This is a genomic window from Botrimarina colliarenosi (genome assembly GCF_007859955.1).
Classification (GTDB): domain Bacteria; phylum Planctomycetota; class Planctomycetia; order Pirellulales; family Lacipirellulaceae; genus Botrimarina; species Botrimarina colliarenosi.
On sequence record NZ_SJPR01000002.1, the window covers coordinates 646,919 to 667,286 of the forward strand.

The following is a 20,368-nucleotide window of genomic DNA, read 5'->3' on the forward strand; positions in this document are numbered from 1 at the left end:
CTAGAATTCAGCTTGACAAGTCACTAGGTCGCTGCGGCTGTCGTTTCGAGGGTCCCTGCCCTGTCCGCCACGGTACAAGAATCGTTGAGTACGCCACGGTCGTTGGTGCACTCCGGGTCGAACGACCGGATCGCTTCCCCAAGCCGAACGAGGTCTTCCTTGCGGGCCCGGAAGTGCACCGGCAGGTAGAGAGAACGGGGGAGCGTTCCGGTGGCGGTGGTCGCCTCGAACTCGAGTCGGTCGGCGGGCGGCGGGATGACGACAAACGCCTTGTGCCCGAGGGTCGAATCGAATCCCTGCCGGTGCAGATGCCGGCGCAGACCGACCGGGTCGTCGCAGTAAATCGGGAACTGCCAGTAACCGTGATCGGCGATGGCTCTCCCGGGACGGCACACCTCGGGAATCTCGCCGAGCAAGGCCTCGGCGGCGTCTAAACGCTGCTTCACGAGGCTGGGGTCATAGGTCTTGAGTCGGTGCAGGAGCAACGACAACAACGTCCGGCTCGGCTGCTTCCGGAGCTTCTTGAACTGATAGGCCTTGCTCCCTCGGAAGTTCCTTAACGGCGCGTTGACGAACTCTTCCAGCCCCAACCTCCGGGCGGCGCCGACGATGATCGAGTACGGCAGTTCTTGGGTAACAAAGATCAACTCCGAGAACAGCAACAAGCGTTGGATGATTTCGAAGCGGCTCTGCACCGGGAGCTGCGACTGCAGCGACCGCGCCTTCTCGAGCATGTCCTTGTCGCGGTAGCGGACGATCCCGCCCATCGTCGCCGAGCACGTCTTGAGGGGGCCGAAGCTGAACATCGTGACGTCGCACCGGGGGTCGCCCCGCCAGTCGTCGGCCCGGTAGGCCTGAGCGCAGTCTTCAAACAACACGAGCCCGTGCTTGTCCGCCAGCCGGCGCAGCTCGTCGAGCGGCTGTCGCGTTCCCAACAGGTGGGCGTGGACGATCGCTTTGGTGTTCGGCGTGATGGCCCGTTCGAGCAGGTCGGGGCGCATCGTGAGCTTGTCAAGGTCCAGGTCGATCGGCAGAGGCGTCAGCCCGTGCGATTCGACGATATCGGCCATCGGGCCGATATTCATGCAAGACATCAGCACCTCGCTCCCGGCCGGGAACGAGTAAGCCTCCAGAGCGGTGTCAAAACCGCTCCGCAGGGACAGGCAGGCCAGGCTGTCGTCCTCGGACGACCAGAGCTGCTCGACTTTCAGTTGAGCGGTTAGGCGGTCATCGCCCCGGAACGAATACGCCGTCCTAAACCCGTAGAGCAGGTCGCGCCAGCCGATATCGAAACGTATGCGTGGGATCATTCCCCGAACTCCCGCGGATGGATAGTGAAATCCCTTGGATGCCTGCCTCCTCGCCCGTCACAGTGGACCGGATAATAACTTGCCGGACCCCCATGTCCAGCAAATCGGGAGAAACATCCGGAGAGAGTAGCCGGGCGGCGTCTAACGGGGACGCGTCGGCCCTCTGAAATGGTTCGAATTGGCGGGATGAACTCGGCAAGAACCTGGCGCCCGCGACGAACGAAGCCGACTGCGACCCGCAAACTTCACGACGAGGGTCGAGGAAGCAAGGGTCCGGGAGCCCACAGCGTCAACGCCGGGAGTGAGCCCTGGTACCCGCTTCGACTCCCGGCGCTGACGCTTAGGGCTCCCGGACGTACGAATGGCTAGCGTTCTTTCTTGAGCGTCACCACCAGCCCCTTAAACGCCGGCGTTTTGCTCTTCGGATCGACGCCGCGGCCCACCAGGACGTTCGCCTCGGGATAGTACATCGCCGCGTTGCCGGCGCGGATCGCCGGGTGGGCGACGGCGCGGACGTGGTGCATCTGGCCCGCCGGACCGGTAACGCGGACCGGGTCGTTGGCAGTGAGATGGAAACGGACAAGGTCATCCGGGTGCATGAGGATGACGTAACGCCCTTCGACGCCGCGGTAGAGGTCGTCGTCTTCGTAGACCACGGTGTTGAACTGCCCCTCGCTGCGGATTGTCATGACACGCAGTTCTGCGTCCCCGCTCCCTTTCAACGCTGGTGGCTCATGGGTGTGCAGCTGGGCGCGGCCATCGACCGTGGCGAAGCGGGGCGCGTGGAAAGTCCGGCCGGCGATTTGGAACTCTTCCTTGGTGCGGTCGATGTCGCCGACCTTCTCCCAACCAGGGACGACCCGGGCGATCGCCTCGCGGATGCGGCCGGTGTCGCGCATCACGGGCCAGTCGAGGGCATTGAGGCTCGGCTGACTGGCCAGACGCTTGGCGACGCGCTCGGCCAGGTCGGCGATCACCTCGACCTCGCTCCGTGGACCTTCGAGACGACGCGGGCCGCCGTCCGACAGCCGTACGTAGTTGAACATCGACTCCTGGGTCGTCGCGCTCGGCTCCTCATCGCGGGCGAGCACCGGCAGGATGATCGTCTCGTCGGCCGTGCCGTGGGCGTGGCCCGTGTTGAGCGTCGTGCTGAGGTAAGTGATCTGCCTCAGCGTCTGCAAAGCCTTCGCGGCGTACGTCGAGTCGGGGTTCGAGCCGTACAGATTGCCACCGAGGCAGAGGGCCGTCGACAGCCCGCCGGAGAAGGCGCCCTCCATGCATTCCATGGTGTCACGGCCGGCGGTGGTCGGCAGCTTGACGGCGAATCGCGATTCGAGACCGTCGAAGATCGCCTGCTTCAGCTTCGGCGTCACGCCGACCGAACCGATGCCCTGCACGTTCGAGTGACCGCGGATCGGCATCAGTCCCGCGCCCGGCTTGCCGACCATGCCACGCAGCAAGGCGAGGTTGCCAATCGCCTGGACGTTCTCGACGCCGTGGGCGTGGTGCGTGACGCCCATCGTCCAGGCGAAGACGGTGTTCTTAGAGAGCGCGAACATCTCCACCATCTCTTCGACATCGTCATGGCGAACGCCTGACTTCATCATCAGTTCGTCAGCGGAGGCCGCGTCAAGCGCCGCCTTCAGCTCGGACCAGCCAGTGGTGTGGTTCTCCAAGAACGCTTGGTCGTGAAAGCCGCGTTCGACAACTCGTTTGGCGATCTGGGTCAGCAGTGCGAGGTCGCCGCCGATATGCGGCTGGACGTAGAGGCTGGCGATCTTTGAGCCGAAGAGCAGGCTGAGCGGTCGGCTCGGGATGCTAAAGTTGACGAGGCCTGTTTCGACCAATGGGTTGATGACAATCACCTTTCCGCCGCGGCGGCGCAGCTCGTGGAGCGTCGTCATCAGTCGTGGGTGGTTCGACGCCGGGTTGCCGCCGATCAAGAAGACGAGGTCGGCCTTATCGAGGTCCTCCAGTTCGATCGTCGCGGTGCCGCTGCCCGTGACACTGGTGAGCCCGACGCCGCTCGCTTGGTGGCAGTAGTAGCTGCAGTTGTTGACGTTGTTGGTGCCGTAGAGCCGGGCGAACAGCTGCAGCAGGAAGCCCGCCTCGTTGCTGCTCCGGCCGCTGAAGTACCAGAATGTTTCGTCGGGCGCGGTCGCGGCGAGTTGGTCCGCAACGCGGTCGAGCGCCTCGTCCCACGAGACGGGCCGGTAGCGTCCTTCAGCGGCCGAGTAACGGGCCGGCTCGACGAGGCGGCCGCAGTGCTCGAGCTGTTTCGGCGACATGGCGCGCAGCTCGCGGACGCCGTAACGCTCCCAAAAGTCGGCCGGGATGGCGGGCTGCATGTCGGCGGCCATCGCCTGCATCGACTTCTTGCAGACCTCGGGGAAGTGGCCCGCCTCGTTGACCATGCCTCCCTTCTGGCCCCCCATGCCGAGCGCGCAGGTCTTGCAGGCGTTGCGGCTGCGCATGGCGCGCCAGAACTTGAGGAGCCCGCCCGCCTCGCGCGCTTTGCGGAACGTGTAGAACACCGCGGGCCAGCCGCCGCCGGTTCTGACCTTACGCATGGAGGTGGTTGGGTTACGAAAGGAGATGGGGGGAAGAGTTGGAAATAAGGGGATCGCAAGCGGACGTGGAGTTCAATCACGCCGCCGTATCTATCGTCACAGGCCCTACCTATCGTCACAGGCCCTATCTATCGCCACAGAGAGTCGAATGGGGTGCTAATGAATTGATTAGAGCCGTCGCAGAGCGACTGCTTGATTGAAACCAATCATCGCAACCAGATGCAAACCACGTCATTTGAGATCGCAGCTCATGCAATCGCATCCGACCGCTAGCGATCCCCTCATCTCCAGTCCTCCCCCTATCTCCCCTTCTTAACCACACCACTCCGTTTGACGCGGCGCTGGCCGCGGGTCCGCAGGGCGGCGAGGCAGTACTCGCGGCGGTTGTGGGCGAGCTGACGCGTTCGGACGTCGGTGTAGCCCCACGACCGGACGCGCGCGATCGTCTCGGCAATCACCTCGGGCTTCGCCAGATTGAGGCTCAAGAGCTTCAGCGTCAACAGCAGCCCCCGGACATGCATCGAGGGGTGCGTCACCAAACGCTCGACGCCGTCGAGGGTGTACTGCGGCGCGCAGTTGATATCGGCGGTGATCCACGCGGCGTCGGTCACCTCGTCGACGCCAATCTCGCTCGCCCGGGCGTTGAGGTGCTCGAAGTCGGGGTGCGCCAGGACGACCGGGTCGACCTCGGCCGGGTCAACGCCGACGACACGCATGCCGACATCGAGCAGCGCCTGGCTGGCGCCGCCTGGCGCGCAGCCGAGCTCGATCCAGTAGTCTCCCTTCTGGGCCGGGATGCCCGACCAGCGGAGGCCCTCCTGCATCTTCAGGTAGGCGCGCGACACGGCGTGCTGGGGCGCCTCGAGCCGCGGCACGCCACCGGGCCAGCGATCGACCCGGCTCCGCAGCGCGTGGGCGCCGATCCACCACTGGTTCGGTTCGACCATGGCGACATCGAAGGCGACCTTCGACGCGGTCTTCTTCTCGTCTTCGTTCGAGCGATCCACCAATGCGCCGGCTGGCGCCGCTTCACGCAGCGCCGCCACCGCGGCGAAGGTCTCGGCGTTGGGGCCGGGCTCGACGTTGTTCTCGCCGGGCAGGTCGGTGTCGCGCGCCCAGACGTGCAACGCCAAGGGGCCCGTCTCGGCCAGCTGACGGGCGGCGCCGTGCTCCCAGATCAGCTTCGCCAAGGCCGCCGGGTCGGCCGATTCCGCTTCCACCCGGCCGAACGACAGGCCGCTCGTGCGCGCGAAGGTGAGCCGCATCGGCTCGAACCGGTTGGCCGACACGGGAGCCGGCAGCTTGAACGTGACAAAACCGGGCCGAGAGAAGGCGAACTTCCATTCCGGCACTCGGGCGGCGACCTCGCCCTTAAGGGCGGGCTCGGCGCCGGGCTGGCAGGTGCAGTAAACGAACTCGGTCTCAACAGCCATCAAACAACCAGGAAAAACGGGGGGGACAAAGGTCCGGAGCGAAGTAACCCCTTCGCTGCTTGGCCCCTTTGTGGTCCCCTATCGTACTCTAGCCACGCTGGTTGCCCCATCGCCCCCATACGGAGCCCTCTCGATGTCCCAACCCGACGACCTCCGGGCCCGCCTCTCCGACGAGCAGTACCAGGTCACCCAGCAGTGTGGGACCGAGCCCCCGTTCACGGGCGCGTACTGGGACCACAAGGAGCCAGGCGCCTATCACTGTGTCTGCTGCACCGCGGAGTTGTTCGATTCGACGACCAAATTCGATTCGGGCACCGGCTGGCCCAGCTACTTCGACGCGGCCGGCGGGGCCATCGCTACCCGCGAGGACGCCAGCCACGGCCGGGTCCGCACCGAGATCCTCTGCGCGAAGTGCGGCGCCCACCTGGGACACGTCTTCCCCGACGGCCCCCCGCCCACAGGGCTGCGGTATTGCGTGAACTCGGCGTCGCTGGCGTTCTTGCCTGCGGACGAAGGCTGAGCACGCCGCCTCTCGTGCGAGTCGTCGCCGATGGACCGTGGCCGTCATTCGGGCGACGGGCCCGAGTCCTTGCGCAGGGTCCACGGCCGGAGGAACTCACACCCGAACTTGGTGACGCCGTGCAACGGCTGGCGCCAACGTACGACCCCGATCGCCTGAACGCCGGGAAATCCGGCCGGTGAGAAATCGATCGCTAGCAACTCGCCGTCGTACTCATGGGTGCTCATCAATCCGACGCCGCCGGCGGAAACGTTGAGCACAGTCAGCGCTATCGCCTCATCGATCGGACGGCCTTTGCGATCGAGAGGAACGCCAACAACCGGCGCCGACATGGCGTAACGAGCGAGTTGGCGCCGCTCATCGATGACGCAATCCGCGCCGAACAACTTGGCTAAGACATCGCCACCGATTGGTTTCGCGTCCCCTTTCGCGTTCACTCCATCGGCCTTCGGCGCCGCCGGGATCGCCGTCCAGAACGGATTGGCCGATTCGATCGTCACCACGCTATCGACTTCGGTGAAATAGCACCGACCGCATTGCGGGCACGGGGCCGGCGCCGCCAACCGCCCCGCGCGCGGCGTCGGCCAATGCAGGTCGCGGTCACACCCATCGCAGACGCTTATTAAGTCGCTACGGTCAACCGCCGAGGGGGACCGGGGCACCCGGCCGATCTGACAAAGGAAGTCGAGTTCGTCCAGACTCGCTTCCAGCATGGCTAGTTCGTTGATCATCGCGGGTCTCGTGGATCAGTGGCTGGATCGTTCCCGAGGGACCGCATTGGTGAATTGGCGGAATCGTTGTTGGAACGATTAAGCGTTGGCTAGTGATCGGTGCGCACGAGGCGGTCGGCCTCATTTAAGCGCTGGATTTCCCATTGTTTCGTCGAGATCTTCCGTGTTTGTCGGTCGGAGCTTGCGCACCCCGGTGGACTCTTCATCTATGCGAACGAAACAGGGAACGCAGAAAACACCGGCGATGTTATCGGCTCGCCATCGTAGTTAGCCACAACTCACGGGCGTCCGGCGGGACGCAGCGGGCTGAAGGCGAGCACAAATCGCTTCTCGCCATGCTCCGGGAAGACAACCGCTGCGCGGCGGCCTTTGCCGTTGCCGCTGAGGGTCAGCACTTTGCCGACCCCCAGTTCGGGGTGCTCTACCGCCATGCCGACTTTGAAGGCGTCCGGCGAAACCCGCGGCGCTGCTAAGCCGCCGCTGCCGAGCAGCGCCGCAGCCGTGCCGACCGTGGGCGTCGCCGTCGGCGTGGGAGCGGCAACCGGTTCGGCCGGTTCGTGGCGATAAACTTCTTCGCTGGGGGCGTCGCCCCAGTCGCCGATCAGTTCGTCCGGCGCCAAACCGAGTTCATCGGTCGGTGCGGTTTGGGCCACCTCCATGACACCGGTCGGGAGCTCCATCAAGAAGCTGCTCGGAATCGCGATGCGGCGCTGGCCGCGGTAGTCGCGCCGCAGGGCGTGGCTGAGCTGCAGTTCTTGTTCGGCGCGGGTGATCCCGACGAACGCCAGGCGACGTTCCTCTTCGAGCTGCGTCGGGTCAGCGGCCGAACGTTCGTGCGGCAAGATGCCGTCCTCGACGGCGAGCAAGAAGACAACCGGGAACTCGAGCCCCTTCGCGGCGTGGAGCGTCATGAGCGTCACCTTGTCGGTGTCGTCGTCCCAGCCGTCGGTCTCATTCACCAGCCAGGTCCGTTCGAGGTAGGCCTCGAGGTTCGCCTCGGCGTCCTCTTCCTCCGCCATCGCTTCGTCGAACTGGCGGGCGTCGGTCAGCAATTCTTCGATGTTCGCCAAGCGGTTGAGGTCCTCCTCGCTGTCGCTATCGCCGTAGTGTTTGCGGTAGCCCGAATGCTCGAGTACGGCGCCGACCGCCTCCTCGGCGGGCCCGGCGGCGTAGGCGTCGAGCGTGTCGACCAACGCGACGAACTTGCCAACGAGCATCGCCGTCCGCTTGGTGACGCCCTCCACCTGTGGCGCGTCGCGGGCCGCGTCGAGGAGCGAGACGCCGTGCCGGTAGGCGTAGTCGGCGAGCCGCCCGACCGTTTTGGAGCCGATGCCCCGCGGCGGCGAGTTGACGGTCCGCTCGAATGCGAGGTCGTCTTTCGGGTTGTTCATCAGCTGACAGTAGGCGAGCACGTCCTTGATCTCCCGCCGCTGATAGAACTCTTGCCCGCGAACCATCTGGAACGGGATCTGCCGCTTGCGGAACACCCGCTCGACCGTGCGTGACAAGGCATTCACCCGGTAGAACACTGCAAAGTCGCTCCATCGACGTCGGCCGGACTTCACCGCCTCTTCCATCGCCATCGCGACGCTCCGCGCCTCGTCGTCGCCATCGGCGTAGGTGACCAGCCGCACCGGGAGGCCATCGGGGTTCTCGGTAAACAGCGACTTCGGCTTCCGCCGCTTGTTGTGGGCGATGAGCGTGTCGGCGACCGACAAGATCGCCGGCGTGCTGCGGTAGTTCTGCTCCAGCCGCACGACCTTGACGCCGGGGTAGTCTTGCTCGAACTCGAGGATGTTGTTCAGGTCGGCGCCCCGCCAGCCGTAGATCGATTGATCGGGGTCCCCCGTGGCGGCGAGGTTCGGGTAGTCGACCGACAACGCCCGCAGCAGCACGTACTGCGCCCGGTTGGTGTCCTGATACTCGTCGACCATGACGTAGCGGAACCGCTCGTCGAGCTGCTTGCGGAGCTCGGTGTCGTCGTGCAGCAACCGAGCGATATGCAGGAGCAGGTCGTCGAAATCGACCGCCGACGAGGCGAGCAGCCGCTGCTGGTACGCCGGGTAGACGGCGGCGACGATCTCCGACAACGGGTTGCCGCTGCGGGGCTTATATTCCTCGGGGCCGATGAGGCGGTTCTTCGCCTTGCTGATCGCCGCCGCGATGCGGTCGGGCGTGTAGCCCATGACCGGGATCTTGAGCGACTCGACCACCCGTTTGAGGGTCTGCCGAGCGTCGCCGGCGTCGTAGATCGTGTAGTTGGGGTCGAGGCCGACGCGGTCGGCGTACTGGCGGAGCATCTTGGCGCCGAAGCGGTGGAACGTGCTGACCCAGACGCGTTGGCCGGGGGCGAGCCGCTCGACGCGCTGCCGCATCTCGGCGGCGGCCTTGTTGGTGAAGGTCAAGGCGAGGATCTGCCACGCCGGCACGCCGAGCGATAGCAGGTGCGCAATCCGATGCGTAACGACGCGGGTCTTTCCGCTACCGGGGCCGGCGAGAATCAGCAGCGGCCCGTCGACGTGCTCGACCGCCTCGCGTTGGGCCGGGTTGAGCCCCTCCAGAAGTTGCGTCACAGCGGGTCCGTCCTCGGTCGTTGGTCATCGGCGGCGGCCGCAGCGAGGGCGGGCGTCTGACCCCAAGTCTATGAACCGCCCCCCTTGGGGGGCCACCCGCTGGCGAGGCACGGCGACCCACCAAATGTGGAAAATGTGGCGAAAACTCTCCCTGCAGGGGGAACCTAATCGCTAAACTCCGCGACAGATTCTGCGGCTCGGAGGGAGCTAGCCGCCGCGCCGCACGACCACCATTCACACGTTACAGGGAGGGAACCCCACGATGTCGACGCGTATTCCAGTCGATCGGGCCCAGGCCGCCAGCGACGATCTTCAACGTCGCCTTGAGATGAGCACCGCCGAGATCGGGCTCGCCGTCCGTACGACCAACTGCCTCGAGGAAAAGGGCGTCTTCACGGTCAACGACCTGCTGCACTGCTCGCCCGAGGACCTGCTGAGCATCTCGAACTTCGGCGAGAAGACCCTCGAAGAGGTCTATAAGGCGCTCGAAGGCGTCGGCTTCTACCGCCCGGGTCGCAACCAGCGAGCCGCTGAGGCGCCGCTGGCCCGCCGAGCCAAATGACCGATTCGTCGGCGCTTCCCCTCGGGTCGCCCCGTGCTGGCGATTAGACTACGGGAGTGGGGCGGCCGGCCGCCCCGGTCGCCCCCCTCCCCGCGGTCCCGCTAGGACTTCATGCGTCGCCGCTTCCCGCTGCTGCTGAAGAAACGGGGCCGCCGTCGCACCGGATCGCCCTTCTGGGCGGCCGTCAGCGAATCGCTGTACTACGCGATGTTCGTGATTGCCGGGGCGATCGGCCTCTGGTGGAGCCTCTCCGATGTCCTCCTTCCCGAGTGGCGTCTCGCCGCCAGGTCGCGCGGGTTTCAAGAGACGAGTTGTCTCGTACGGGGCCAACGCGTCAGCGCCCGGCCCGGCCTAGCCGAGAAAGAATTCTGCCCCGAGCTCGAGGTCGAGTTCGAGCCGCAAGACGCCGACCCGGTGCGGGTCTGGACCCGCTACGGCGTCGGCCGCGACACGCCGAGTCACGAAGAGGCCCAGGCCGCACTGCGGCTCTACAAGGTCGGCCAAAAGCTCCCCTGCTGGTACGACCCCGAGGACCCGCAGGAGGTCCTGCTCAGCGTCCGCCGCAGATGGTGGCCCTGGCTGGTGCTCTCGATCCCGGTCTCGCTCATGATGATCGGCGCGACGGGCATCGTGCGGATGCTGGTGTTCTCACAGACGTCGCCCGAACGACGCTCGGCGCGGATCGCCAGCGGGATGGGACTCTCGGAAGAAGACGTCGCGGCGCCACGGCCGATGCTCGCGTCGGGTCTCCCGCCGTTTGGTTCGCTGAACGACAGCCCAGGCGTCGAGCGCGCGCATCGTCTGCCCGCCGACGGCGCCGGCGGTTGGCGAGTTGTGGGCATGGCGACGCTCTGCCTCGTCTGGAACGCGCTGGTTGCGCTGTTTGCCTACCAGATCGGCGTCGGTTATCTGTCGGTCGGCGTCCGGTCGGCGGTGGCGGTGCTGATCGCGGCGCCGCTAGCGGTGATCGGCTGGCGGATGACCCTGTCCGCGTGGCGCGACGCCCGGGGGTCGGGAGGCGGCGGGGCGACGCGGATCGAAGTCGATCACTGCCCGCTCATCGCCGGCGAGCCAGGCGTCGGCGCCCTGCTGCAATACGGTCCGGCCCGCCTGCGGGAGTTAACCGTCTCGCTGGTTTGCGACGAGATCGCCACCTATCGCCAAGGGACCGACACCCGCACCGCCACGGCCGAGGTCGCCCGCCGCGTGCTGCACTCGGAGAAGCGGATCGAGGCGCCGGCCGGAGAACTCATCCGCCGCGACTTCGAGATGCGGACCCCCACCGCTGGCCCGCACTCCTTCGTGTCGGCGAACAATGAAATCCGCTGGTCGATTGAGGTGACGATCGTCCCGGTCGGCAGGCCCGAGGTGCGGCGCCGCTTCCCGCTCTGCGTGTACCCGCCGGCAATCGACCGGTCCGACGCCTTCGTTGCCGCCACCGCAACGCTGGGGGCGCCCGGATGAGCGAGACCACCGAACTCCAAGCCGCCGAGCTGTGGGTTGACCGCGGCGCGCGACGCTACGCCCCGGGCGAACTGCTCACGGGCGGCTATCGACTCGCCGGCTGGCGTGACATCGAGCTCACCGCGATCGAATTGTCGGTGCTGTGGTACACGGCCGGTCAAGGCGAGGAAGACTTCTTCGTTCACCACTTCGAGCGCCGGCGCGAGGCGACGCTGCCGGTCCGGCGCCATGAAACGCCCCACCAGTTCGAGACGTTCCTCCCCGCCAGCCCGTTGAGCCACGACGGCCAAATCGTGAAGGTCTGCTGGGCGGTCCGCCTGCGAGGCTTCTTCCGTGGCGGGCGGCAACGCGTCATCGAGGCGCCGTTCTGGCTCGCGCTGCCGACCGACAAGCCGCTCCCCGAGGCGGCCGGCGCCGAAGGGGCCTCGCCATGAACGACGCAGCCGGAGAGTTCCATGAAGCGCGACCGCCCTCGCGCGAGAGTAATCCGTTCAGCACCTGCTGGACCCGCCCCGGCGCGCTCGATTGGGCGCCGTCACCGTCGGAAGACGTCGCGCTGATCGTCGATCGCCTGCGGCAAGCCGATTGGCGTGGCCAAATCGTCGGGCCGCATGGATCGGGCAAGTCGACGTTGCTGCACGCCCTCGTCGAGCCGCTACGCCAACTCGGCCGCCATCCCCGACGCTACGACGTGACCGACGCCACGGAAGTCCGCCCGGGCGAGCTGCTGCTCGTCGAGGCCTTCGAGCGCGCTCCACTCGCCACACAGCGGCGGCTCGTCCGCTCGTGGCGATCGGCGGGGGTCGGATTCGTTGTGACAACCCATTCACGCTGGCGCAACGGGTGGCGACCGCTGCGTGTGATCGCCAGCCCTCGGCCAACCGCGAGCTTGGTGGCGACGCTCTTTGCGCAGCTAACGACGAGGGTGGCGACTCCCGTCACGCTCGAAGACGCTTTGGACAGCTTTGCTAGCCGTGGGACCGATCTCCGGCGGGTCTGGTTCGACCTCTACAACCTGCACGAACAGCGGACACGCGACGATCGAACTTCTGAGGTCGTCGCAACGTACTGGGAGCGGCCGGTTGGCCTGCAAGGAAGCGACTCGTCTTGTTCCTCTATTCGGCGGCTCCCGATGCGAGGGGACGCCGTGGCGGGTGTCCAGTGATGGCGCCAAACCTCCAAACTGCCGTCCCCGCGTCACCCTCACGGTCGCCGCAATCGGAATTTACGGCCAAATAGCGAGGAATCTCAAGCTGCAAGTTGCCTCTCGGGGTGTCCGCAAGGTAGATAAACATAACGGCCTCCTAGGGCCTCCTAGCTCGCCACTCACTCGAACGGTTTTTCCGATGATGCGTCCCGTTGCCCTCGCTATGTCACTCGCCCTCGTCACTGGCTTCGCCGGTGATGCGTTCGCCCAGTGTTGTGGGACGCCAACGGTCGCCTACTCGCCGGTCGTCGCCGCGCCGGCGCCCGTCGTTGCCCAGACAACGACGGTCTCCAATGGCTGGTACCCCGGCAAGTACTTAGGGGACTTCACTCGCAACCTGTTCGGTGGAGGCGCCACCACGACGACCTACACCGCTGGCTACGCGCCCTATACGGCCGGCTACGCCCCGTACACGGCTGGCTACGCTCCTTACGCGGTCGGCTACAACGCATCGCCTTACACGGCCAGCTACGCCCCGACCTATCAGACCGCTTACCGACCGACCTACCCGGCGACGTGGGGAGCGGTTGGCTACACCCAGACCGTGAGCCGTCCGGTCGTGCTGTCGCCGGTCGTTGCGGCGCCCGCTTGCGACTCGTGCGGCGGCTGCGGCGCGTGTAGCGCTTGCAGCGGCGGTGTCGAGATGGCTTCCTACGGCGCCCCGGCTTCCAGTTGCAGCTCGTGCAACTCGGGGTCGAGCAGCTATGTCACCCCCGCGGGCGGCGCCTACGACTCGTACGAGCCGGCGCCGGCCTTGGCGCCGAGCGAGAACCCCGCCGCTGAGCGGAGCATTCAGTCGCAACGCCCCGAGATCGACTCCAACGACGCGATCGACGACCTCGAAGACACCCGCACCCCGTCCGACCCGGCCGCCGCTAGCGACTACTGGCGGGCGCCGCCGCTGTTCGCCCCCCCCGCGAACCGCGTGACCCAGAACTTGCACCCGGCCCCCGTCCAGATGGCGGTCTACCGGCGGCCGGCTGAGAGCCGCCCCGCGTCGTTCGAGCCTTCGCAGCCCCGGGCCGCGGCGGCTGGCAAGACGCACCACCTGAGCGCCGACGGTTGGTCCTCGGCTAAGTGACCGACGCCTCACAGGGCTGACGGTAGCTGAGCGGACCCGCCTGGGCCTCTTCGCCCAACGGTTCGCCTTGACCCGGTCGTTCCGCCGCTGCTAGTTAACCCTTTTGGTTAACAGGCTCGGAGGCGGTCGAGTGGACGCGGCTTGGCAAACCTGCTGCGGCTCACGACGTGGGCTCTGGCGCGCGCTGCCGGCACTACTGTCGCTTGTTGCGTTACTCTCGTCGCTCGGCTGCCCGACGGTCTCGTGGGCCCAGCGGGTGCAGATCCCCACGAGCACGGCGCCCGATTGGGGTGCTCCCGCCTTGGCGCCACCCCCTTCGACGGGGATCCCGGCGCCCAATTTCAACCCCTACGCACCGGGCGCTGCGACGCCGGTCTACGGCGCGCCGTTGGGCCCGCCGCCGACAGGTTCGCTTCCTTACAGCTACGCCCCACCCGCCGTGCAATCGGCGCCGGCGTGGGGCGCTCCTTCGGCGCCGGCGTACGATTACGCCGCCCCGCCTCCCCCCGCAGGGCTGTCGGGCGAGGGAACCCCGCTCGGTTGGCAGCCGGGCTCCTACGGGTACCAGCAGGCCGACGGCTCGACGGTAACTTGGCGCCAGTTCCTGGCCCGGCTGCGTTTCGAGCACACGCTCCTGCTCGGCGACAACACGTCGAACGCGTTCGGCATGAACCGGACCGAGGTCGCCTCGACCTTTGCCGTCCCGATCGGCTCATCGGTCGAAACGCCGCTGCTGATCACGCCCGGCTTCGCGTTCAACTGGTTCGACGGCCCCGAGAGCGACCCGGCCGCCGTCCCGCGGGGCCCCGACATACCGCCACGGGCGTACGACGCCTACGTCGATTTCGCAATGAACCCCCGCTTCACTCCCGAACTGGGCGCTGAGCTCGGCTTCCGGACCGGCGTCTGGACCGACTTCAGTGAGGTCAACACCGACTCGATCCGGCTGCTCGGACGGGGGCTCGGGGTGGTGAGCGTGACGCCGCAGTTCGAGGTCCTCGCCGGAGTCGTCTATCTCGACCGCTTACGGGTGAAGCTACTGCCGGCGGGCGGTGTCCGCTGGCGCCCTTCGCCCGACTGGGACCTCTACCTCGTCTTCCCCAACCCGAAGATCCGCCGAACCTGGTTCTCAACCGGTTCGGCCGACTGGTGGTGGTACGTCGCCGGCGAGTACGGCGGCGGCTCTTGGACGGTCGATCGTGCCGGGCTCGGCGACCGCATCGACTACAATGACCTCCGCGCCGTGTTCGGCGTCGAGTGGCAGACCCCACGGCAAGCGACGGGCCACTTCGAGATCGGCTATGCGTTCGACCGTGAGCTTGTCTTCGAGAGCGGCGAGCCCTCGCGCACCGGTGTCGATGACGCCGTCATGTTCCGGGCCGGGATCGGATTCTGACCGCCGGCTGGAGGGCCGCCATCATTTCACCGCGTCGTCTCTTGCCCGCTTCGATCGCCCTCACGATGGCCTGCGCCGCGGCCGCCGTGGCGCAGCCTCTGCCGGCGAGCCGATTGCCGCCGGTTGGCGATGAGCAACCCGTTTGGGTCGGCGCCGACGCGCCGCCCACGGTCCGGTTGGCGCAGAGCACCGAGGCGATCAGCCGTCCCGCCGCCATCGAGCCGCCACCGCTAGCGCCGCCCCCCTCCCCCGCCGAACGGGGTTTGTTCCAGGGCTTCGAGTTGTCCGCCGACTGGCTGCCTCGACTGGACGACGACAGCCTCGGGCACTCGAAGCTATCGGCGTCGGCGAGCTTCGGGGTGCCGCCCTTCGTGCTCGGCGTCCCGCTGCTAGTGACGCCGAGGGCCGCCCTCCACCAGCTTGATGGCCCGAACACGATCGATGTCCCGTCGCGGGTAAACGACTTGGACTTGTCGATCGGCTCCTTCAAAAAACTCGGCGAGCGTTGGAGCGCCCGCGGCAGTGTGAACGTCGGCGTCTACGGCGACGAAGACAGCCTCGGCGCAAGCGACGCCCTGCGAGTCAGCGGCTTCGGCGTTGCGATTTACGAAGCCTCGCCCGAGTGGCAGTGGGTGATTGGCGCCGCCTACCTCAACCGCGATGACTTGGCGGTGGTCCCCGCGTTCGGCGTCATCCACGACCGGGGCGACGTCCGCTTTGAGCTAACCATGCCGCGGCCCCGAATCCTCTGGCGGCTGCCGCAAGACGCGGCCGGCACGGAGCGGGCCATCTATGTCGCCGGCGATCTGGGCGGCGGGGCCTGGGCCGTGCGGCGCACCGACGGCACGACCGACACGCTCAACCTCGGCAGCTGGGGCGTCGGCCTCGGCTACGAAACCAAAGCCGGCCCCGGCGCTTGGTTCAGTGGTAAACGCCGCTACGAGCTCGGCTACGTCTTCGGCCGGACGCTCGAGTACGCCAAGTCGGGCGAGGAGATCTCGCTCGACGACTCGCTGGTGATGCGGGTTGGGTGGAATTATTGAAGCGTGGCGCCCACCCCCGACTGACGTCGAGGGCTCGCCTTCACGCCAGTAGCACACCGCGGCTGTGCTTCACACCGGTGCGTCGTAGCACTCGGCCGTTTCTTACTGAGGTAATGTCCAGCGACCGCTGTTTGGAGACGCAGTATCGCCGCACAGGAGGGTCACACCTTTGCACTTACGGGCTTCTGCTAGAATCCATCGAACGATGAAGCCGATGCGGATTCGACCTTACCGCTAGAGGCCTCTATTCCACTTCGCCGTTGTCGGGTGCCAAGTTGGCTGATGCGACATCCGGCTAAACATGCCAACATCAACCGGTATGATCAGCGATTCCACGACACGCCCCGGTTCAATCTACGGAGGCGTCACTGGCGTTCGGCTTGCGGTTGAGTCGTTCACGCTCGGCGAAGGCGTAGAGCTTCGCCAGACTTACTGCCATCTGTTCTCTACAAACATGACGGCATTCGAGCGTCCGGGTCCTGACGGGCATCACCCGGCACCATGGAAAGCGGCAAGAGGCGGCTGGGGACACGACATTGAGGTTGAAATCTGCGCCCCAGCGGAATCACCGCTAGGAAGCTCATTCGATGCGACGGAGACCATTTGGTGGATCGTCGCGCTCCTGCGATTGGCACGATTTCCTTTCTTGTCCGTGCCTGTGCTTTCGGACCAGCCTTTCCGAAAGATACCCCAGTCCTCTGTTGAGCCAGTGCTTACGCCCTTTGAGACCGAGGGGCGATTATTCGGTGTTCCAGGGAGTGAGGACCCTACGCTTGACACGGCCACTCTGACATGGGTAGCCGATAACTGGCTGAAAGCTGGCCAATTACTGAACAGCGATCCGAAGTTCTACAGCGCGTTCAGAGCTTTCGATTCCGCGACCGTACGGGGCCGTGCCTCAGCGTCAATGCTTGCGCTGTGGGGTGGATTAGAGCAACTATTCGCACCGTCAGCTGGCGAGCTTCGGTTCCGCGTGTCAGCCCTGCTCGCCTCTTTTCTGGAAGCACCGGGTGCTTCCCGGCTAGCACTCTACAAGCGTGTGCTGAAGCTCTACAACGAGCGATCGGTTGCAGCACACACAGCAAAGGATGTTGAGATGGGCCCGCTCATGGAAACATATGTCTTGATGCGTAATGCACTCGTACGAATGATCGATGAAGGGCAAGTTCCCCAGCAGTCCGAGCTAGAGTCATTGCTATTCTGTGCTTCTCCTAATTCGGATAGTTCAACGACGCCCTGACGGCGGGTGGTCGGGTGATGAAAATGTGCGATTTCACTGCCAACCCGAAGAACTCACGGCTCTCAGTTAATCAGCGTCGGTGTGAAACTTCTCAGCACCGTAAGACGGGACCAAACTTGCGTCGGTTCACCCAACCTGGTCTTAACCCATCCGCGGTCACTACGAGTACCGCTCGACGGCGAGCCCTCGACGCCAGTCGGGGGAGAACGCAACCAGCCAAGGAACTACCAACAAAAAAACGCGGCCCGGGACTCAATGCCCCGGGCCGCGTCGTTGATTCAGAACACCATCGCCGCGTCGATCAGATGTAGTAATCCGCCAGCGGGGCAAAGCCGTTGAAGCCGACGCTCGAGTAGGTCGTCGTGTAGGCGCCCGTCGAGAGGAAGTCGACCTGGTCGCCTTCCGCCAGGGCGATCGGCATCCGGTAGTCGGTCTTCTCGTAGAGCACGTCGGCCGAGTCACACGACGGCCCGGCGATGATCACCGCGCCGACCGGGGCGCCGTTCTCGACCGCTTCGTCGTGCGGGGTGCGGATCTTGTAGCGGATCGCCTCTTCCATCGTCTCGGCGAGGCCGCCGAACTTGCCGCAGTCGATGTAGACCCAGCGCTTCTCGTCGAGCTCGTGCTTGCGCGAGACCAGGATCACCTCGGTGCGGAGCACGCCGGCGTCGGCGACCAGGTAGCGGCCCGGTTCGGCGATGATCCGGGGGAGGTAGTCGCCGTACAGCGGAGTGAAGTGCCGGGCCAGCGACGCGGCGATCGCCTCGCCGTACAGATCGATCGAAGGCATTTCACGCTGGTAGATGCCGGGGAACCCGCCACCGACGTTCACAACGTCGAGACGGACCGGCTCCGTACGGCCCATGAGCGAGCGAGCCAGGCGGGCGGCCGTCTCGATGGCGGCGTCCCAGGCGTCGACGTTGCCCTGCTGGCTGCCGACGTGGAACGAGACGCCCACCCTCAGGCCGCGGTCGGCGGCCAAGTGGAGCAGACGCTCGGCTTCGTCGGGGTCGCAGCCGAACTTACGGCTCAGCGGCCACTCGGCGCCCTTGCCGTCGCACAGCACGCGGCAGAAGACGGTCGCGTCGGGAGCGGTCTGCGAGAGCTTGTCGAGCTCGGGCTCGGCGTCGAAGGCGAAGAGCCGGACCCCGAGGTTGTACGCCCGCTCGACGTGCGCCCGCTTCTTAATCGTGTTGCCGAAGCTGAGGCGGTCTGACGTGACGCCGGCGGCCAGGCAGTGCTCGATCTCGCCCAACGAGGCGACATCGAAGAACGAACCCCGGCCAATGAGCGTGTCGAGGATCGGCCGGGCCGGGTTGGCCTTCACCGCATAGAACAGGTCCGCCATCGGCAGGGCGTCCTGGAGAGCGTCGTACCGCTGGGCGACGACTTCGGTGTCGACCACAACGAACGGCGTGGGGAGCTGGCAATCGGCCAAGAAGGCTTCGAGCTTCGCACTGGGAAGCGTCGACGCGCCTTGCGCCGGAGAAGTTTCGAGCACTGCAGACGCAGGCGCCGCGTGTTTGGCGGGCATAGTTAGCCTTCCTGGCTTAGCGTTGGCGTACGAAGTCACACTCCGGCGACGGTTCTTGGACAATGCAGGGCACCCCCTAGGTAGGTGTGGGAGAACGAGGTCGTTAATTAAGCGGACGGAGAACTATCGACACGTGGGGGCTGCAGTGGAAGAGCATTAATGGAAAGAAATGACGATTAGCCCTTCGCGGGGTAGCGAATCCCCAAATGGGGGTCCTCCCGCGGGTCGCTAGGCGACCAGGTTGCTTCCCAACTCGCCTCCGCCAAGCTCCTTGCCGGTTCGCGGCCATCCAATCCAAATAGTACGTCGCGAACGGCGGCATTGATTGCATGGGGGGCGACAAAAGCGGAAGAAAACGCCCTCCCGCGTCTGGTCAGCCGCGCGGGTCGCGGCGGAGCACGAGGCCGTTGTCGATCGCGGTGAACCCGATCGATTGATAAAGCGCCAGGCCGGCGGCGTTTTCGGCCATGGTTTGGGCCTCGACCATCGCGGCGCCGCGGCGCTGGACGATCCGCAAAGCCTCGTTGAGCAGGTGCGTCGCCGCCTTCCGCCGCCGGTGCGAGGGGTCGACCCAGAGGTCGGTCATGCCAACGGTCGGGATCCCCCAGCTGGTCGCCAGCGGCTCGATGTCCCAGAACACGACGTGGGCGATCTCCGCGCCGGTCGAACGGTCGCGGAGGGCGAACCGCATCCGGTCCTGCCCGCAAGTGACGCAGGCCTCCCACCAGTGCCTGGGGGGGGGCATGAAGGTCTGCTCAACCGAAGTGTCGCGTTTGATCTGGCGGGTCTCCCGGGGGCCGCCAAACCGGAAGCGGACCAAGTCACGTTGCAGCACGACGACCCGGCTCGTCTCGCGGTAGTGATTCCGCAAGAAGTGGGTCAGCTGCCGCTGGTCGGACTCCAACACGCCGGGCAGCTCGCTGCCGCCGTAAAGCCCCAGGTAGAAGGCGTCGAGCGGGCGGATCCCCCCGGCGTAGTGGACCGTGGCGCCACGCGACCGCTGGTACTCCTCGCTGCGGACGATTAGCTCATCGGCGAGAGCGTCGTCTTCCTCGCCCTTCTGCAGCATCAGCAGGTGGGTGGTCCCCAACATCGTGTCGGGCCCCTCGCCACGATCGTCGGGCCCAAAGCCGGCGTGGACGAAACCGATCGGCCGGCCGTCGCGTGTCGCCACGAGCAGGCCCGATGGGTCGAACATCTGCTTCGAGTAGACGCAGAGTTCGAGCACCGCCGAGTTCACCGGCTGCGCAAGCCCCCGCTGCGGCGGCTGGCTCTGCCAGATTTCCGCCAGGGCGGGAGGGTCCGAGTTGCGGAAAGGCCGGATCTCGAACACGTCGGCGGGGCTCAGGGGCGAACGCCAGTGGTGGCGGCGGCGGCGGGCTAAACGTCACTCAACCGTACCAAGATCGTATCGCGTTCGATACGCAGCTGGTAGCGGCTCTGGCGGATCGTGTCGCTGAGCATCTGCCGGCCGGTCGTGACATCATATTGCCAGCCGTGCCAGGGGCACGTGAGCGTACACCCCACCAGCTTGCCCTTGCCGAGCGGTCCCCCTTGGTGAGCGCAGATCCCGTCTAGGGCGTAGATTTCGCCATCGACGTTGGCCAGCGCGACGATGGCGTCGCCGGCCACCACCTCAAGCGTGGCGCCGGGGGCGACATCGTCCACCGCGGCCACGGCGATCCAGGCGGGCTCCTCCGACAT

The 20,368-nt window shown here is 66.1% G+C and carries 16 protein-coding genes; 8 read left to right on the top strand and 8 right to left on the bottom strand.

Going from position 1 to position 20,368, the window contains the following annotated elements:
* Window positions 1–23: 23 nt before the first annotated feature.
* From Pla108_RS10570 to Pla108_RS10580, 3 genes are all read right to left on the bottom strand, one after another.
* Entirely contained in the window at window positions 24–1,310 is a 1,287-nt protein-coding gene (locus Pla108_RS10570; protein WP_146444895.1) for a DegT/DnrJ/EryC1/StrS family aminotransferase, read from the bottom strand.
* 365 nt (window positions 1,311–1,675) lie between these two features.
* The gene (locus tag Pla108_RS10575; RefSeq protein WP_146444896.1) at window positions 1,676–3,880 is read right to left on the bottom strand and encodes an FdhF/YdeP family oxidoreductase; all 2,205 of its coding nucleotides are present in this window, start codon (window positions 3,878–3,880) and stop codon (window positions 1,676–1,678) included.
* Between the two features lie 299 nt (window positions 3,881–4,179).
* Window positions 4,180–5,313: an SAM-dependent methyltransferase gene (locus tag Pla108_RS10580; RefSeq protein WP_146444897.1), complete on the bottom strand. Its 1,134-nt coding sequence runs from the start codon at window positions 5,311–5,313 to the stop codon at window positions 4,180–4,182.
* A 133-nt stretch (window positions 5,314–5,446) separates the two neighbouring features.
* Between Pla108_RS10580 and msrB the strand changes: the two genes are divergently transcribed.
* The gene (gene msrB, locus Pla108_RS10585; protein ID WP_146444898.1) at window positions 5,447–5,833 is read left to right on the top strand and encodes a peptide-methionine (R)-S-oxide reductase MsrB; all 387 of its coding nucleotides are present in this window, start codon (window positions 5,447–5,449) and stop codon (window positions 5,831–5,833) included.
* Between the two features lie 44 nt (window positions 5,834–5,877).
* Here the strand turns inward: msrB and Pla108_RS10590 are convergent, their stop codons facing one another.
* Together Pla108_RS10590 and Pla108_RS10595 are read right to left on the bottom strand one after the other, a co-directional pair.
* Window positions 5,878–6,564 carry a PilZ domain-containing protein gene (locus Pla108_RS10590; protein WP_146444899.1) on the bottom strand — a complete coding sequence of 229 codons (687 nt, stop codon included), beginning with the start codon at window positions 6,562–6,564 and terminating at the stop codon, window positions 5,878–5,880.
* 278 nt (window positions 6,565–6,842) lie between these two features.
* Window positions 6,843–9,137 (bottom strand): ATP-dependent helicase, encoded by a 2,295-nt coding sequence (locus Pla108_RS10595; RefSeq protein ID WP_146444900.1) that lies wholly within the window; start codon window positions 9,135–9,137, stop codon window positions 6,843–6,845.
* Window positions 9,138–9,399: 262 nt separating this feature from the next.
* Between Pla108_RS10595 and Pla108_RS10600 the strand changes: the two genes are divergently transcribed.
* The 7 genes from Pla108_RS10600 (at window position 9,400) to Pla108_RS10630 (ending at window position 15,890) form a co-directional block, all read left to right on the top strand.
* Entirely contained in the window at window positions 9,400–9,699 is a 300-nt protein-coding gene (locus Pla108_RS10600) for a DNA-directed RNA polymerase subunit alpha C-terminal domain-containing protein (protein WP_146444901.1), read from the top strand.
* Between the two features lie 111 nt (window positions 9,700–9,810).
* Window positions 9,811–11,163, top strand: a complete 1,353-nt coding sequence (locus Pla108_RS10605) for a DUF3592 domain-containing protein (protein ID WP_146444902.1) — start codon at window positions 9,811–9,813, stop codon at window positions 11,161–11,163.
* Window positions 11,160–11,597 carry a hypothetical protein gene (locus Pla108_RS10610; RefSeq protein ID WP_146444903.1) on the top strand — a complete coding sequence of 146 codons (438 nt, stop codon included), beginning with the start codon at window positions 11,160–11,162 and terminating at the stop codon, window positions 11,595–11,597. The genes Pla108_RS10605 and Pla108_RS10610 overlap by 4 nt, the downstream gene beginning before the upstream one ends.
* Complete coding sequence (locus Pla108_RS10615) at window positions 11,594–12,328, top strand: hypothetical protein (protein ID WP_146444904.1); 735 nt, start codon at window positions 11,594–11,596, stop codon at window positions 12,326–12,328. The genes Pla108_RS10610 and Pla108_RS10615 overlap by 4 nt, the downstream gene beginning before the upstream one ends.
* Before the next feature lie 181 nt (window positions 12,329–12,509).
* Window positions 12,510–13,451: a hypothetical protein gene (locus Pla108_RS10620; RefSeq protein WP_197526470.1), complete on the top strand. Its 942-nt coding sequence runs from the start codon at window positions 12,510–12,512 to the stop codon at window positions 13,449–13,451.
* A 130-nt stretch (window positions 13,452–13,581) separates the two neighbouring features.
* On the top strand, window positions 13,582–14,847 hold the full coding sequence (locus tag Pla108_RS10625; protein WP_146444906.1) for a hypothetical protein: 1,266 nt from the start codon (window positions 13,582–13,584) through the stop codon (window positions 14,845–14,847).
* Between the two features lie 41 nt (window positions 14,848–14,888).
* On the top strand, window positions 14,889–15,890 hold the full coding sequence (locus tag Pla108_RS10630) for a DUF6268 family outer membrane beta-barrel protein (RefSeq protein ID WP_146444907.1): 1,002 nt from the start codon (window positions 14,889–14,891) through the stop codon (window positions 15,888–15,890).
* 1,541 nt (window positions 15,891–17,431) lie between these two features.
* Here Pla108_RS10630 and Pla108_RS10635 read toward each other — a convergent pair.
* The 3 genes from Pla108_RS10635 to Pla108_RS10645 all read right to left on the bottom strand — a co-directional run bounded on the left by Pla108_RS10635 (window position 17,432) and on the right by Pla108_RS10645 (window position 20,368).
* Window positions 17,432–18,664, bottom strand: a complete 1,233-nt coding sequence (locus tag Pla108_RS10635; protein WP_146444908.1) for a type III PLP-dependent enzyme — start codon at window positions 18,662–18,664, stop codon at window positions 17,432–17,434.
* A gap of 373 nt (window positions 18,665–19,037) precedes the next feature.
* Window positions 19,038–19,997 carry a GNAT family N-acetyltransferase gene (locus tag Pla108_RS10640; RefSeq protein WP_146444909.1) on the bottom strand — a complete coding sequence of 320 codons (960 nt, stop codon included), beginning with the start codon at window positions 19,995–19,997 and terminating at the stop codon, window positions 19,038–19,040.
* 47 nt (window positions 19,998–20,044) lie between these two features.
* Window positions 20,045–20,368: a Rieske (2Fe-2S) protein gene (locus Pla108_RS10645; protein WP_146444910.1), complete on the bottom strand. Its 324-nt coding sequence runs from the start codon at window positions 20,366–20,368 to the stop codon at window positions 20,045–20,047.

Coding starts and splice junctions, on each gene's coding strand:
- Pla108_RS10570 (WP_146444895.1), bottom strand. CDS start 1,310: ATGATCCCACGCATACGTTTCGATATCGGCTGGCGCGACCTGCTCTAC.
- Pla108_RS10605 (WP_146444902.1), top strand. CDS start 9,811: ATGCGTCGCCGCTTCCCGCTGCTGCTGAAGAAACGGGGCCGCCGTCGC.
- Pla108_RS10590 (WP_146444899.1), bottom strand. CDS start 6,564: ATGATCAACGAACTAGCCATGCTGGAAGCGAGTCTGGACGAACTCGAC.
- Pla108_RS10620 (WP_197526470.1), top strand. CDS start 12,510: ATGATGCGTCCCGTTGCCCTCGCTATGTCACTCGCCCTCGTCACTGGC.
- Pla108_RS10635 (WP_146444908.1), bottom strand. CDS start 18,664: ATGCCCGCCAAACACGCGGCGCCTGCGTCTGCAGTGCTCGAAACTTCT.
- Pla108_RS10600 (WP_146444901.1), top strand. CDS start 9,400: ATGTCGACGCGTATTCCAGTCGATCGGGCCCAGGCCGCCAGCGACGAT.
- Pla108_RS10615 (WP_146444904.1), top strand. CDS start 11,594: ATGAACGACGCAGCCGGAGAGTTCCATGAAGCGCGACCGCCCTCGCGC.
- Pla108_RS10580 (WP_146444897.1), bottom strand. CDS start 5,313: ATGGCTGTTGAGACCGAGTTCGTTTACTGCACCTGCCAGCCCGGCGCC.
- Pla108_RS10610 (WP_146444903.1), top strand. CDS start 11,160: ATGAGCGAGACCACCGAACTCCAAGCCGCCGAGCTGTGGGTTGACCGC.
- Pla108_RS10645 (WP_146444910.1), bottom strand. CDS start 20,368: ATGTCGGAGGAGCCCGCCTGGATCGCCGTGGCCGCGGTGGACGATGTC.
- Pla108_RS10575 (WP_146444896.1), bottom strand. CDS start 3,880: ATGCGTAAGGTCAGAACCGGCGGCGGCTGGCCCGCGGTGTTCTACACG.
- msrB (WP_146444898.1), top strand. CDS start 5,447: ATGTCCCAACCCGACGACCTCCGGGCCCGCCTCTCCGACGAGCAGTAC.